Origin of the sequence: Aeromicrobium sp. CF4.19, from assembly GCF_051262555.1 — a bacterium.
Lineage (GTDB): Bacteria > Actinomycetota > Actinomycetes > Propionibacteriales > Nocardioidaceae > Aeromicrobium.
Genome location: NZ_JBIMEU010000004.1, coordinates 193,734 through 208,197, shown reverse-complemented (window position 1 = coordinate 208,197; position 14,464 = coordinate 193,734). Strand labels below are relative to the sequence as shown.

Below are 14,464 nucleotides of genomic sequence, written 5' to 3'. Positions count from 1 at the left end.
TCGAGATATTCGACATGGCCGCAGGTCAGAGGCATCGTCTGAAAGTGCTGTGAAAGTGAGCCGGCATTGCCTTCAGAGGTTCGAACCCTCTACTTGCCACAGCATGACCGGAAGGGCCTCTGGCCAGCGGAGAGACGCTGGCTGGAGGCCTTTCCGCGTCGACCGGGCCGGGTGTCAGTCCTCGGTCGCTGCCGGCGCCGGCCCGGCGGCGACGAACTCGCGGAGCAGGCGCGCGAAGCGGTCGGGGTCGTCCAGGTGCGGGAAGTGGCCGGCGCCCTCGAAGAGCTCGACGCGGCAGTCGGGGACCGCACGCTGCGCACTGAGCGCATGCCAGGCGGGGATCATCCGGTCCTTGGAGCCCCACACGATCAGCGTCGGGATCGGCAGCACGCCCTCCAGGTGGTCGTGGGCGCTGATGCTCTGGCCGCCGAAGTCGATGACCGCACGGGTGGTGGCGAGGAACGCGCGTCGGCTCTCGCGGTCCGAGAGCGAGCTGAACCCCTGCCAGATCGCGTTGACGTCCGCGCCGGGCCTCCAGCCGACCTTGGATGCGCCACGGCCCAGTGACTCGACGCGTGAGAGGACGGGGGCGGAAGCGATGACGCTGAGCACCTGCGCGGCGCCGGGCAGGGTCGCGGAGCGCAGGAGCAGGTTCACCTCGCGTCCGAGCCCGCCACTGGCGACCAGGACGAGGCGCTCGACCCGTTCGGGGAAGAGATAGAAGAACTGCATCGCGATGCCGCCCCCGAGGGAGTGCCCGACGAGAGTGACTCGCTCCACCCCGAGGTCGTCGAGGAGGTCGCGCATGGTCGCGGCGTGGGCACTGAGCGAGTAGTCCCCCAGCGGCTTCGCCGACTCGCCGTGACCGAAGAGGTCGGGCACGAGCATCCGGTGGTCATCGTCCATCGTGTCGACGAGGTGGGCCCACTGCCGCTGCGACCCGAGGATCCCGTGGATGAAGAGCACGACGGGGCCGGAGCCGCTGTCGACGTAGGAGAGCTCCTGACCGTGCAGCACGACCGTACGTGGTGCCATGCGCGCCATGGTGGTCATCCTCGAGGTTGCCGGAACGGGGCCAGGCCAAGGTAACGCCGCCCGTGGCCGGAGCTCACGGAGGTGGGGAGGGAGCCTGTCCGGGACGGCTCGATGGAGAGGCCCTCGCGTGAACCCACTGTCGGCGGGCCTCAGGGCGTTCGCTCGGCCAGCAGGTGTGCGAGCCTCCTGCGCGTGCGGCGACCTTCCGGGATCGCGCGCGTCATCCAGACGTGGAACATCGCCGACGTCTCGTGGACGCTCAGGTGCACCCCGGGCGCCGACCGCACGCGGTCAGCCAGGCGGTCCACGGCCGGCCTCAGGATGTCGCGATCGCCGATGAACAGGTCGAGCGGCGGGAGGCCCTCGAGTCGCAGTGCGACCGGGCTGACCTCCGGGTCGCCCGGTGACCTGCGCCCTGCCCACCAGCGTCCCGCTGCCCGCAGCCCGGACTCGGCGAGCATCGGGTCGGTGCTCTCGAGCTCGGCGACCTCGGAGTCGTCAAGCTCGGCGTCGAGCCAGGGGCAGAGGGCGATCACCGACGCGAGCGACGATCCCCCGGCGTCGGCGCAGCGCCGGGCTACGACGAGCGCGAGCGCTCCTCCGGCGGAGTCACCCATCACGACTGTCGGGAGCGTCGTCGCGACATCGTCCCGAGGGACGAGGTCGACCAGCCGAGGTGCGACGTCGTCCAACGTCGCCCCGGGCGCCAAGGGGTAGCAGGGGACCACGACTCGAGCCCGTGCAGCGACCAGGCTGCGCACGAGGCGCCAGTAGTCGGACGTGAGCGGGTGGATGTAGCCACCCCCGTGCAGGTAGAGCACGACGCGTTCCACCGGACGGCGCCTGGGCTCGACGCCCCACACCACCATCGCGTCCCGGACCTCGCGCCGCACCCGGCACACCGTCCTGGTGAGTGCCGTCGGGGCGGCGTCCCCCTTGCGCTGCTTCTCCAGTGCCGTCTCTCGCGTGTGGTCCTCGCCCTCGAAGGCGCGCTTGTCCCGCGCCAGCCGCATGCCGAGGACGTAGAGACGGGTCCACCAGGTCATCGGGCGGTCGTCGCGGTCCCACTCGACGGTCCCCATGGGTCGATCGTGGCAGCCGCCCCGATGCCCGCGACGCATGGCACGCGAGATCGACCTTCTGCCCGAGCGGTGTCCGGTCCTCTCGTCGGAGCGAGGTCGGCTCGCGCCGCGGGTGTCTCGTTGCGGGCGTAGTGTCAGGCTCGCCGTGCGCGACCGTGCGGCCGACAGCCCCACCAGGACAGGACGACGCGCATGCACCTCGAAGGACCCAGGACCGTCGGCGTCGAGGAGGAGATGTTTCTCGTCGATCCGGCCACGGTGCGATTGACCGGCGTCTCCCAACGGGCCATCCGCGCGGACGAGTCCCGGGACGACGACGAGGACGTCGCCCAGGAGCTGTTCCTGCAGCAGATCGAGTCGAACACGGCGCCGGCCACCGACCTCGAGGAGCTCCGCGGCCACGTCGTGGCCGGTCGTCGACGTGCAGCCGCCGACGCGACGGCAGCCGGTGCCGCCGTGCTGGCCGTGCCGACGCCCCTGCTCGGCGGCGACGCCGTGGACTTCACCCCGGGGGAGCGGTACCTGCGCATGGCGGACCGCTACGGCCAGGTGGCCCGTGGGGCGGCCGTCTGCGCGATGCACGTGCACGTCGGGGTCGAGGACGAGCACGAGGGGGTCGCGGTCATCGACCGGCTCGCGCCCTGGCTCCCGCTGCTGATGGCGCTCTCGGCCGGGTCCCCGTTCCATCACGGGGTCGACACCGGCTACGCGTCCTGGCGTGGTCAGGTGTGGGACGCGTGGCCGACGGCCGGGCCCGTCGCGCCGTTCGGCGGCCTCGAGGGGTACGACCGGGCCCTGAGCGACCTCGTCTCGACGGGGGCGGCTCTCGACGAGGGGATGATCTACTTCGACGCCCGACTGGCCCGAGCCGTGCCCACCGTCGAGGTGCGGGTGGCGGACGTCTGCACCGAGATCGACGACGTCGTCCTCGTCGCCGCGCTGAGCCGGGCCCTGGTGGCCACTGCGGCCGAGGGCCAGGCGCTCGACCCCTGGCGAGTCGAGCTGCTGCGGGGTGCCCGGTGGCTGGCTCGTCGCGAGGGCTTGACCGGGCACCTCCTCGACCCGGTCTCCGCGCATTCGGTGCCGGCCGCCGACGCACTGGCGCGCCTGCTGGAGCACGTGGACCCCGCGCTGAGGCTGGCCGGGGACCGGGAGCTCGTCCACGACGGTGTCGCCCGGCTGGTGGCCGAGGGCGGGCCGGCCCGGCGCCAGCGTGAGGTGGCAGGACCCGACGTGGATGTCCCGGCGCTCGCACGGCACGTCCTGGAGCGGACCGCCGCCTCCTACGCCTGACGGCCGCACGTCGTCGCGAGATGACATTCCTCATGGGTGCCCCATGGCGGGACCCATCTGAGCTGGTGACTCCACCCACTACTGGCACGCCGTGATCGCGACGAGTGTGGAGGCATGAACACAGAACACGCCAGGAACACGATCCACCACCCGACGGGCCGCAACGGCCTCGGGCTCGAGGAGCTCCTCGCCGCACAGCGAGCCATCTCCCTGCACCTGGGAGGTGCGTCATGAGCATGGTGATCAGCGCCCGCGGCATCCGCCGGGTCTACGGCACCGGTGACGACGCCTTCGAGGCCGTCAAGGGCATCGACCTCGACGTGGCCGAGGGAGAGGTCTTCGCGCTGCTGGGCACCAACGGCGCGGGCAAGACCTCCACCTTCGACCTGCTCGAGGGCCTGGCCGCCCCGTCCGAGGGCGAGGTCGAGGTCTTCGGCCTCGATCCCCGCAAGGACCGCGACCGGGTCCGCCCGCACGTGGGCACCATGCTGCAGTCCGGCGGGCTTCCCGCCGAGCTGACGGTCGTCGAGACGCTGGAGATGTGGCGCGGGACCTGCAGCAACCCGACCACGGTCGACGACGTCCTCGAGCGGGTCCGCCTCACCGATCGTGCCGGCGTCCGCGTCGGCTCGTTGTCCGGCGGCGAGCAGCGTCGCGTCGACCTCGCCTGCGCCCTGCTCGGCCAGCCACGGCTGCTCTTCCTCGACGAGCCCACCACAGGGCTCGACCCGGAGAGCCGCCGCGGCACCTGGCAGCTGCTCTCGGACCTCAAGGCGGCCGGGACCACGATGGTGCTGACGACGCACTACCTCGACGAGGCGGAGGCGCTCGCCGATCGCATCGCGATCATGCACCGCGGACAGATCGTCCGGCGCGGCACGCTGCGCGAGATCGTCGACCACCACGCTGCCCGGATCAGCTTCGACCACCCGGGTCTGGTGCTGCCGCCGCTGCCCGACGCCACCGTCGAGGCGGGAGCACGGGTCACGATCAGTACCCATGACCTGCAGGGCCACCTCATGGAGGTGCTCGCCTGGGCCGCCCAGCACCGGCTCGAGCTCACCGGGCTGGAGGCCCGAGCGGCCTCGTTGGAGTCGGTGTTCCTCGACGTCGCCGACAAGCCCGACAAGCCCGACAAGCCCGACCAGACCGACCAGACCGACCAGACCCCCTCCGACGTCACGACCCCGATGGGAGCCACCTCATGAGCGCCACCGCCACCACCCCCGAGACCACCGCCGTCCCACGATGGAAGCAGCTGCGAGCGCTCGGCAAGGCCGAGTACCTGCAGTTCCGCCGCAACAGGACGCTGATGTTCATGGGCACGGTCTTCCCGATCGGCCTGCCGCTGGTCACCTACTTCATCGCCCAGAACAACGGCGCCACAGCCAGCGAGGTCGCGGTGCTGACCCTGGAGATGTTCGCGTACATCGCACTCGTCTTCGTGCAGTACTACTCCGTCCTCTCCCTCGTGACCACCAGGCGCGGCGAGGGAGTGCTCAAGCGGCTCAGGACGGGTGAGGCCGCCGACTGGCAGATCAAGACCGCCCCCGCCTTCCCGGGTGCGTTGCTGATCGTCGCTGGCTCGGCGGCCATGGCGGCCGTCGTGTACGCGACCGGCGCACCGACCCCGGTCAGCGTCGTGCCGATGCTCGTCGCCGTCCTGGGCGGGATCGTGGTCTTCACCGCCCTCGCCCTGGTGACCGCGACATTCACCAAGAACGCCGAAGCAGCCCAGGTGACGTCCCTGCCGATCATCGCCATCGCGACGATCGGCATGGGAAGCATCCGAAACATCCTGCCTGACAACTTCGGCACCGTGGTGGACTGGACCCCGTTCGCGGCCATCGGCGACCTCGTCAGTCTCGGTGCCACGGGCCGGCTGGCCACCGAGACGTCCGGTGAGACGCTCGACTTCGCCGGCACCTTCGCCGAGATGGGCGGCCCGGTCGTCACACTGGTGGCATGGACCGTCGTCGCGCTCGTGATCACCCAGCGCAGCTTCCGCTGGGACGACCGGGGGTGAACCGAGTCACCACCTGGTGGAACGGGCTGTCGGACACGGAGCGCTTCCGCTTCTACACCCGCTTCACCGTCGAGGTGGCCATCGCCGGCACTGCCGTAGTGATGGCCGCCTCGATGCGTGGCCCGTGGCAGTCGGTCGCCGCGGTCGTGTGCGGCGTCGCGGCCCTGCTCGCGCTGGAGGCCCGGCCGGAGCTGACCTCCTGGACGAGCCGCACCCAGCAGCGATGGCTGGCGATCACCGCAGTCACGCTGCTCGCCGGTGTCACGGTCGCGGCGGCGGTGCTGCTGCGTTCCACGGAGGGCTCGGCAACGGTCGCCGACACTCGGACGGTGGGCCTGTTCGCGCTCATCCTGGCGGTCATGGCGGTCGTCGCGTTCCTGCCGCACCGGTGGCTCATCGTCATCGGCCTGGGGGTGGCCTCCGGTCCGGCCTTCGGCGAGTCGCCCATGAACATGGCGTTGACGGCCGTCCTCGGGGCGGGCTTGGGGGTCTTCGCGGTGGGCACGATGGTGCTGACGCTGTGGGGCATCCAGGTCGTCGACGACCTGGAACGCGCCCGATCGGTCGAGGCGGAGCTCCAGGTCACCCAGGAACGTCTGCGCTTCGCCCGGGACCTGCACGACGTCGTCGGCCGCGGCTTCTCCGCGATCGCGGTCAAGAGTGAGCTCGCTGCTGCGTTGTCGCGCGCCGGGGCTCCCGAGCGTGCTGCGGCGGAGATGGACGAGGTCAAGGCCGTCGCGGTGGACTCGATGGAGCAGATGCGCTCGCTGGTCCGCGGCTATCGCGACATCAGCCTGGCCGCAGAGGTCGCCGGCGCGCGGTCCCTGCTCTCTGCGGCCGGCTGCCACCTCGACGTCCAGGGCGAGGCCGCCAAGGTGCCGCAGGCCTGCCACGAGGTCGCGGCCTGGGTCGTGCGCGAGGGGACGACGAACATCGTCAAGCACACCTCGGCCAAGGACGCCACGCTCACGCTCGGTGTCGACGGGATGTCCCTGCGCAACGACGACGCGGGTGCGGACTCCGGGGCCCGATCCGGCCAGATCGGCCTCGCCGAGCGGCTCGCCGAGGTCGGCGCGACCATGACCACCGCGGTGGTCGATGACCACTACGTACTGGAGGTTCGATGGGCCACGACGTGATCCCGGTCCTGATGGCCGACGACGAGACACTGATCCGTGCTGCGATGGCGACGATGCTCGACCTCGAGCCCGACCTGCAGGTGGTGGAGCACGTGGGCTCCGGCGAGGAGCTGGTGGCCTCCTGGCGACGCCGTGTCTCGGCAGGCGAGCCGGTTGCCGTGGCGGTCATCGACCTGCAGATGCCCGGTCTGGACGGCATCGACACCGCCGTCGCCCTCCAGGAGCTCACGCCCGACGTGGGGGTCCTGATCGTCACGAGCCACGGTCGCCCCGCGTACCTCAAGCGTGCCCTGTCGGCCGGCGTCCGCGGCTTCGTGCCGAAGACCACCGCGGCGGCGACCCTGGCCGAGGTCATCCGCACGGTGCACGGCGGCGGTCGGTACGTCGACCCCTCCCTGGCCGCCGAGGCCATCAGCGCGGGCGACTCGGTGCTCACGGCGCGCGAGGCCGACGTCCTGGAGTTCGCGCTCGACGGCGCCTCGGTGGAGGAGATCGCCAAGCGCGCCCACCTCGCAGTCGGCACGACCCGGAACTACCTGTCCTCGGCCATGGCCAAGCTGGCCGTCGCCAACCGCTACGAGGCGGCGCTGAAGGCTCGTGAGAAGGGCTGGATCTAGCCAGGCCTCCCGTGACCACCGGGGCCCTGGGCGGCCACTAGGGTGGCGGCGTGGTCTACGACGCCTTGTTCTCCACGGTGCTCTCCCGGGTCGACCCCGAGCGCGCGCACGAGGGCGCCTTCACCGCGATCCGGGCCGGTGGTCGCGCGGCAGGGGTCTTCGCCCGCGTGCCCGAGGCCCCGCGAACCGTCATGGGGCTGCGGTTCCCGCACGCCTTCGGGCTCGCGGCGGGGTTCGACAAGAACGCCAAGGCGGTCGGCGGACTGCTCGGCCTGGGGTTCGGCCACGTCGAGATCGGCACCGTGACGGCCCGCCCGCAGCCCGGCAACCCCGCACCTCGCCTGTTCCGCCTCGTGGACGACGCCGCCGTCATCAACCGGATGGGCTTCAACAACGATGGCGCCGCCCAGGTCGCCAGCCGTCTGCACCGGTTCCGGAAGCGACACGGTGATCACCCCGTCGTCGGGGTGAACATCGGCAAGACCAAGTCGGTGCCGGCGCAGGATGCTGTCGCGGACTACGTCGAGAGCGCCCGTCTGCTGGCACCGTTCGCCAGCTATCTCGTCGTCAACGTCTCCAGCCCCAACACGCCGGGCCTGCGCGACCTGCAGTCGGTGGAGGCGCTGCGGCCGATCCTGCAGAAGGTCCGCGCGGTCATCGGCCCCCTCCCCCTCGTGGTCAAGATCGCGCCGGACCTCGCAGACCCCGACGTCGACGCCCTGGCCGACCTCGCCCTCGAGATCGGTCTGGACGGGATCAGCGCCACCAACACGACGATCGCCCGTCCCGAGTCCCTGCGGACCGATCGTCAGGTGGTGGACGAGGCAGGTCCCGGCGGCCTGTCGGGGCCGGTGCTGCGCGACCGTGCCATCGACGTCCTGGTGCGGCTGCGGGAGCGGGTCGGCGACGAGCTGGCGCTCATCGGGGTGGGTGGGGTCACCGACGAGCAGGACGTCGTCGACCGGCTCGCCGCGGGTGCGGACCTCGTGCAGGCGTACACCGGCTTCATCTACGGCGGACCGCTCTGGCCGGCGCGCCTGGCCCGTGCGGCCTCGGCCGGCCCAGGCGCGAGGAGTCAGGCATGAGTCAGCCACCGCCGCCGCAGGGCGGGCAGTTCGGCTGGGGGCCGCCCGATCCCTCGGCACCCTGGGGGCGGGATCCGTTCGGGGTTCCCTACTCGGAGAAGGCCAAGACGACTGCCGGTCTGCTGCAGCTGCTGCTCACCCTGCTGTGCAGCTTGGGTGGTGTCGGACGGCTCTACGCGGGTCACACCGCCATCGGTCTGACCCAGCTGCTGGGCATGCTGATCGCGATCCCGTTCATGTTCGTGCTGATCGGCATCCCGGTCTTCGTCGGACTCTGGTTGTGGAGTCTCATCGACGGCATCCTGATGCTCACCGGACGGCCGCTCGACGCCCGAGGTCTCCCACTTCGACCCTAGTGTCGACCCGATTTCGAGTTCCCCGCCCGACCCTGTATCTTGGATCGTCGGCGCGCCCCTTTAGCTCAGTCGGCAGAGCGTTTCCATGGTAAGGAAAAGGTCTACGGTTCGATTCCGTAAAGGGGCTCTGGAACACGAGGTGACTCGTGTCCCGTGGCGGGGTAGCTCAGGTGGTTAGAGCACACGGCTCATAATCGTGGTGTCGCGGGTTCGAGTCCCGCCCCCGCTACCATCCGGCACCCCAACGCACCAGCAGACGAGCAGAAGAGGTAGACCCGTGGCGAGCAAGAGCTCCGACGTTCGACCCAAGATCACCTTGGCTTGCACCGAGTGCAAGGAGCGCAACTACATCACCAAGAAGAACCGTCGCAACGATCCCGATCGTCTCGACATGAAGAAGTTCTGCCCGCGCTGCAAGGTGCACCAGGTCCACCGCGAGACGCGCTGACACAGTCCTCCAGCAGACCCCCGGCCACGGTCGGGGGTCTGCTGCATGTGTGCGTGGATAGGGTCGAGCCATGGACCTCGCGGAGCTGACGACGTTGCGTCTCGGTGGTCCTGCCCGCGCCGTCATCGACGCCACCGACGAGGTCACGCTGCTCGGTGCCGTGCGGGTGGCCGACGAGGCCGGTGACCCGCTGCTGGTGGTCGGCGGCGGCAGCAACCTGGTGGTGGCGGACGAGGGAGTGGACGGCACCGTTGTCCGCGTGCTCACCTCGGGCCTGCGCGTCGAGTCCGACGCCTGCAGCGGGGTCAGCGTCACCGTGCAGGCGGGCGAACCCTGGGACGCGTTCGTCGCGCACTCCGTCGACCAGGGCTGGGTGGGCGTCGAGGCGTTGTCCGGCATCCCGGGCGCGGTGGGGGCCACCCCGATCCAGAACGTCGGCGCCTACGGGCAGGACGTCGCGCAGACCATCGCGTCGGTGCGCACGTGGGACCGGCACGACCGCACCGTCCGCACCTTCGCCAACGCCCAGTGCGACTTCTCCTACCGGCACAGCCGGTTCAAGGCAGCGCCTCAGCGCTACGTCGTCCTCGACGTCACCTTCCAGCTCGCACCGGGAGACCTGGGCGCACCGGTGGCGTACGCCGAGCTCGCCCGTGCCCTCGACGTGGAGGTGGGGGAGCGGGCCCCACTGCGGGCGGTGCGAGATGCCGTCCTCGCCCTGCGTCGCGGCAAGGGCATGGTCCTGGACGTCGACGACCACGACACGTGGAGCGCGGGCTCGTTCTTCACCAACCCGATGCTGGATCCCGCCGCCGCGGCCGCCCTGCCCGAGGGAGCGCCGCGGTTCGAGCAGCCGGACGGCTCGGTCAAGACCAGTGCGGCGTGGCTCATCCAGCGGGCGGGCTTCGAGCGGGGGCACGGCACCGGCCGAGCCGCCTTGTCGGACAAGCACGTCCTCGCCCTCACCAACAGGGGCGGAGCGACGACCCGTGAGCTCCTGGACCTCGCGCGGGAGATCCGCGACGGCGTGCAGCGCGACTTCGGCGTCACGCTCGTGCCGGAGCCGGTGCTGGTGGGCTGTCGGCTCTGACCTCTCCAGGCCCCGGGTCGGCTCGAGCTGCTCAGTAGGTGGAGTCGTACGTCGACGTGCTGTCGAACGCGTCGGTGGCGATGAGCAGGGTCACGATGCCGATGATCGCGAGGAGGCCCAGGATCAGCAGGACGGTGCCGATGATGCCGAGCACCCGACCTGCCATCGCCTCACCGCGGCCCCCCAGTGCGCCGCCCGACGCATCGATCTCCTTGACGGCTCGGCCGCCCATCACCCAGGCGAAGGGCGCCGCGAAGATCGGCAGGTAGCACATGACGCCGCCGGCGACCGCGATGATGCCGAGCACCATCGCCGTGGTAGCGCTCTGGTGCTTGGGCGGGCCCATGGGTGGCACGTGGCCGGGGACGGGTTGCTGGCCGTACGGCTGCTGTCCGTAGGGCTGCTGCGGAGGGGGCTGCTGTCCGTAGGGCTGCTGGGGGTAGGGCTGCTGCCCCTGCGGCTGGTCGGGGTTCGGCTGCTGCCCGGGCTCGTCGGACGGCTCAGAACCGTAGGGATCGCTCATGGGTGAACGATCCCACATCCCAGTGGGCTCCAGCACGGCGCTGGCGATCGGATCCTCAGGCACGGCAGGTGCGACCGGAGGACGAGGCGACCAGTCGCGCCGGCGGACCAGGGTTCAGTGGTCGTGCGCGGACGTCGGCGGCGAACCGGTGGACTGACCGGGGTCGACCACGACGAACTGACCCATCATGCCCTGGTCCTCGTGCCGCAGCAGGTGACAGTGGAACATGTACGGCACGTCCGGGTCGGTGTGGTCGGAGAAGCGCATGACGAGGTCTGTGCGCACGCCCGGCGGCATGAAGACCGTGTCCTTCCAGCCCCGTAGGTGCGGTGGCGGCGGGCGTCCGTCGATGCTCTCGACGGCGAACTGCACGTCGTGGACGTGGAAGTTGTGGCCCTGTCCGTCGGCGTTGTGCACCCGCCAGCGCTCGACGGTGCCCACCTCGACGGCGTGGTCGATGCGCGACATGTCCATGACCCGTCCGTTGATCGTGACCCCCGCGAGCCGGAAGTCGCGGGTCTGCTCGACGTCGTCGGCGTCCAGGTCGGGGGCGTCGGCGAGCCGGTCCGGGACCGCGGGCGACGGCTCCAGCACATCGGCCGCGCGGAGCTGGAGGACGTCGAGCCGGTCGTCGCCGCCCTGGAACCGGCCACCGACCGCATTCCCCGGGGCCTCGCTGCGCAGCACGACGTCCTCGCCCGGCTCCAGCTCCACGACGATCTCGGCCCGCTCGCCCGGTGAGAGCATCAGCTCGCCCAGCTCCACGGGCTCGGGCAGCAGGCCGCCGTCGGAGGCGATGACGTCGAACGGGCGGTCGTCCGACAGCACGAACCGGTAGGTGCGCGCCGTCGAGCCGTTCAGGACGCGCAGCCGCACGCGCTCGGTCGTGACCTCGAGGTACGGGCCCGGCGTGCCGTTGACCAGCACCGTGTCGCCGAGAAGCCCCGCGCTGCTGAACACCGAGCTCGACGTGTCGAGCTCGGCACCGTCGAAGTTCTTGTCCTGCACGACGACGGGCACGTCGTCGACGCCGTACTCGTGGGGGAGCTGTTCCTGCACGACCTGCTCGGCCGGGTCGTCGAGGATGAACATGCCGGCGAGACCGCGGTAGACGTGCTGCGCGGTCTCCCCGTGCGGGTGCGGGTGGTACCAGAGCGTCGCCGCGGGCTGGTCGATCAACCACGTCGGTCGCCACGTCTCGCCGGGGGCGACCATCTGGTGCGGTCCGCCGTCCATCACCGCCGGCAGATGCATGCCGTGCCAGTGGACGGTCGTGTCCTCGCCCAGCGCGTTGGTGACCGCGACCTCGACCTGTTCGCCGCGCTCGGCGCGCAGCGTCGGACCGAGCATCGACCCGTTGAACCCCCACGTCGGGGTGTCCTCGCCGCGGCCGAGGTCAGTGCGCCCCTCGGCCATCTCGAGCTCGAAGATGCGACGGCCGTCCTCGACGCGGGAGTCCGCGAGCGGCGGGATCGCGAGCGGACGGTCGAATTCGACCTCACCGACGGTGTCGACACCCGCGTTCAGGAACGACACGCCGACCCACACCCCGACAGCCACGAGACCGAGGACCGCGAGGACGGCGAGGTTGATGAGGATCCGCAACGTACGGCGTCGACGGGCCACGTCAGTCCACCTTCACCGTCGGGAGTCGCGACGCCATCCATGCCGGGGCCCACCAGGCCCGTTCGCCGAGCAGGCGCATGACGGCCGGGACGACGAGGCAGCGGATCACGAGCGCGTCGAGCAGCACCGCCGTGGCGAGGCCGAGACCGAACTGCTGCAGCATCCGATCGGGTGAGAGCACGAAGGCACCGAAGACGACGATCATGATCGCGGCCGCGGCGGTGATGACTCCGCCGGTCGTCGCAAGCCCCTCCCGGACGGCTGTGGCGGCGTCGCGACCGCGCTGCCAGTGCTCGTGCATGCGGCTGACGAGGAAGACCTCGTAGTCCATCGACAGGCCGAAGACGATCGCGAAGATCATCACCGGCACGAAGCTCTCGATCGGGCCCGGCTCGACCCCGAGCCACCCCTCGTTGAACACGAGCGTGACCACACCGAGCGATGCGCCGATCGAGAGCAGATTCAGACAGGCCGCCTTGAGCGCGATCGGTATCGAGCCGAACACGAACAGGAGCAGCAGAGCGGAGAGGCCCACGACCATGCCGACGAAGAGCGCGAAGCGATCGGCGACGGCATCGGCGAAGTCGACGGCGGCCGCAGTCGCTCCTCCGACCGACGTACTGTTCGGCAGGTCGTCGCGCAGGCTCTCCACGAGCGCCGTCGTCTCCTCGTCCTGGGGCGACGTCGTCGGGAACGCGAGCCCGACGAACAGCTCGCCGTCGGGTGTGGCCTGCGGCGGCGTGGTGCGCGCGACGCCGGGGTGGGTGTCGAGAGCGGCGGTCGCCGCGGCGGCATCCGCCTCATCACCCTCGGTCACGACGACCAGCGGGCCGTTCGAGCCCGGTCCGAAGGAGTCCGCGACCAGGTCGTGTGCCTCGCGGCTCGTCTGGCCCGGAGCATCGTTCCCTGCGTCGGCGAACCCCAGGTGCAGACCGAACGCCGGGACGCAGAGCACCGCGAGCAGAGTGACGGCGCCGATCAGGGGCGGCAGCGGACGACGGTGCACGGCGTCGGCCAGGGTGCGCCAGCGTCGGCCCGGCTCGCGACCGCGCTCGGCGGCGCGGCGGGCCCGGGCCAGGATCCGCCGCTCGAGGCGGCCGCCGAGAACGGTGAGCAGGCACGGCAGCAGCGTGAGCGACGCGAGCATCGTCATGAGCACGGTCAGGCTGACCGCCATCGCCATGCCCTCGAGCGAAGGCAGTCCGAGCGTGAGCAGACCCAGCAGCGCGATGACGACCGTCGCTCCGGCGAACAGCACGGACCGGCCCGCGGTGTCGAGCGCGATGTCGGCTGCGGTCGCCCGGTCACGTCCGGCGATGATCTCGGACCTGAATCGGGCGAAGATCAGCAACGCGTAGTCGATCCCGACGCCCAGTCCGACCAGCATCAGCACCGGAGCGGTGTAGTCGGGGATCGTCAGGACGTTCGACGCGAGGGCGACCACCGAGACCGTGGTGCCGACCGCGAACAGGGCCGTGACCAGCGGCAGCGCGGCGGCGAGCAACGAACCGAACATCACGAGCAGGATCACGAGCGCCGCGAGCATGCCGGCGGCCTCGGCGCCGCCGCCGGCCTCTTCCTCGACCTCGCGCACCGCGTCGCCGCCGAGCTCGACCCGCAGATCGTCGGATGCGAAGGACTGCGCGGTCTCCAGGACCGCGACCTTGGCCTCGCGCGGGATGTCACCGGCCGCGGCGTCGAGCTGCACGGTGCCGAGACCGACGGTGCCATCCGGCGTCACCGTGCCGGCCTCGGGGTCCGGCGCCTGGACGGAGGCGACGTGCTCGAGCCCGTCGAGTGCCGTCGTCATGGCGGCGATGACGTCCTGCTGGCCGTCGAGTCCGGCTGCGGCCTGGACCACGACGCTCACCGAGTCGCCCTCCTGCCCCGGTGCGTGCTCGGCCAGCAGGTCGGTGACGCGCTCGGACTCCGTTCCCGGCATCGAGAAATCGTTGCGGTAGTCGGCACCGACGGCGCTCGAGCCCGCCACGACGCCGACGAGGATGGCGATCCAGGCGATCACCGCGGTCCAGTGATGGCGCCGCGACCAAGCGGCGAGCCGGACGAAGCGGGACGGACCGGGTCGGGTCCGGGTCGTGGTGGTCATGTGGTCCTCCGGGGCGTCAAACAGGTAGACAGACGAT

14 protein-coding genes and 2 tRNA genes are annotated in these 14,464 nt (G+C 71.0%); 11 read left to right on the top strand and 5 right to left on the bottom strand.

The window, feature by feature from the left end; all coding sequences use genetic code 11:
- Positions 1-174 precede the first annotated feature (174 nt).
- Both ACHAAC_RS10930 and ACHAAC_RS10925 read right to left on the bottom strand, forming a co-directional pair.
- Positions 175-1,044, bottom strand: coding sequence for an alpha/beta fold hydrolase (locus ACHAAC_RS10930; protein WP_435716259.1), 870 nt, complete (start codon positions 1,042-1,044; stop codon positions 175-177).
- A gap of 140 nt (positions 1,045-1,184) precedes the next feature.
- Positions 1,185-2,117, bottom strand: a complete 933-nt coding sequence (locus ACHAAC_RS10925; protein ID WP_435716258.1) for an alpha/beta hydrolase fold domain-containing protein — start codon at positions 2,115-2,117, stop codon at positions 1,185-1,187.
- Between the two features lie 192 nt (positions 2,118-2,309).
- On the opposite strand from ACHAAC_RS10925, the gene ACHAAC_RS10920 reads away from it, so the two are divergent.
- The 11 genes from ACHAAC_RS10920 (at position 2,310) to ACHAAC_RS10870 (ending at position 10,171) form a co-directional block, all read left to right on the top strand.
- Complete coding sequence (locus ACHAAC_RS10920; RefSeq protein ID WP_435716257.1) at positions 2,310-3,410, top strand: carboxylate-amine ligase; 1,101 nt, start codon at positions 2,310-2,312, stop codon at positions 3,408-3,410.
- Positions 3,411-3,640: 230 nt separating this feature from the next.
- Positions 3,641-4,618 carry an ABC transporter ATP-binding protein gene (locus tag ACHAAC_RS10915; RefSeq protein WP_435716256.1) on the top strand — a complete coding sequence of 326 codons (978 nt, stop codon included), beginning with the start codon at positions 3,641-3,643 and terminating at the stop codon, positions 4,616-4,618.
- The gene (locus tag ACHAAC_RS10910) at positions 4,615-5,436 is read left to right on the top strand and encodes an ABC transporter permease (RefSeq protein WP_435716255.1); all 822 of its coding nucleotides are present in this window, start codon (positions 4,615-4,617) and stop codon (positions 5,434-5,436) included. Before ACHAAC_RS10915 ends, ACHAAC_RS10910 begins: the two co-directional genes overlap by 4 nt.
- Positions 5,433-6,575 (top strand): sensor histidine kinase, encoded by a 1,143-nt coding sequence (locus tag ACHAAC_RS10905; RefSeq protein ID WP_435716254.1) that lies wholly within the window; start codon positions 5,433-5,435, stop codon positions 6,573-6,575. Before ACHAAC_RS10910 ends, ACHAAC_RS10905 begins: the two co-directional genes overlap by 4 nt.
- Positions 6,560-7,192 (top strand): response regulator transcription factor, encoded by a 633-nt coding sequence (locus ACHAAC_RS10900; protein WP_435716253.1) that lies wholly within the window; start codon positions 6,560-6,562, stop codon positions 7,190-7,192. The genes ACHAAC_RS10905 and ACHAAC_RS10900 overlap by 16 nt, the downstream gene beginning before the upstream one ends.
- A 50-nt stretch (positions 7,193-7,242) precedes the next feature.
- Positions 7,243-8,277 carry a quinone-dependent dihydroorotate dehydrogenase gene (locus tag ACHAAC_RS10895; protein WP_435716252.1) on the top strand — a complete coding sequence of 345 codons (1,035 nt, stop codon included), beginning with the start codon at positions 7,243-7,245 and terminating at the stop codon, positions 8,275-8,277.
- Positions 8,274-8,633, top strand: coding sequence for a hypothetical protein (locus tag ACHAAC_RS10890; protein ID WP_435716251.1), 360 nt, complete (start codon positions 8,274-8,276; stop codon positions 8,631-8,633). The genes ACHAAC_RS10895 and ACHAAC_RS10890 overlap by 4 nt, the downstream gene beginning before the upstream one ends.
- A gap of 54 nt (positions 8,634-8,687) precedes the next feature.
- Positions 8,688-8,760, top strand: a tRNA-Thr gene (locus ACHAAC_RS10885).
- A gap of 28 nt (positions 8,761-8,788) precedes the next feature.
- Positions 8,789-8,865, top strand: a tRNA-Met gene (locus tag ACHAAC_RS10880).
- A gap of 45 nt (positions 8,866-8,910) precedes the next feature.
- The gene (gene rpmG, locus ACHAAC_RS10875; protein WP_435716250.1) at positions 8,911-9,081 is read left to right on the top strand and encodes a 50S ribosomal protein L33; all 171 of its coding nucleotides are present in this window, start codon (positions 8,911-8,913) and stop codon (positions 9,079-9,081) included.
- Between the two features lie 70 nt (positions 9,082-9,151).
- Positions 9,152-10,171, top strand: a complete 1,020-nt coding sequence (locus ACHAAC_RS10870; RefSeq protein WP_435716249.1) for a UDP-N-acetylmuramate dehydrogenase — start codon at positions 9,152-9,154, stop codon at positions 10,169-10,171.
- 31 nt (positions 10,172-10,202) lie between these two features.
- Here the strand turns inward: ACHAAC_RS10870 and ACHAAC_RS10865 are convergent, their stop codons facing one another.
- The 3 genes from ACHAAC_RS10865 to ACHAAC_RS10855 form a co-directional block, all read right to left on the bottom strand.
- Positions 10,203-10,694, bottom strand: a complete 492-nt coding sequence (locus tag ACHAAC_RS10865) for a DUF4190 domain-containing protein (RefSeq protein ID WP_435716248.1) — start codon at positions 10,692-10,694, stop codon at positions 10,203-10,205.
- A 114-nt stretch (positions 10,695-10,808) separates the two neighbouring features.
- On the bottom strand, positions 10,809-12,320 hold the full coding sequence (locus ACHAAC_RS10860) for a multicopper oxidase family protein (RefSeq protein WP_435716247.1): 1,512 nt from the start codon (positions 12,318-12,320) through the stop codon (positions 10,809-10,811).
- A gap of 1 nt (position 12,321) precedes the next feature.
- Entirely contained in the window at positions 12,322-14,427 is a 2,106-nt protein-coding gene (locus tag ACHAAC_RS10855; RefSeq protein WP_435716246.1) for an MMPL family transporter, read from the bottom strand.
- Positions 14,428-14,464: the final 37 nt, after the last annotated feature.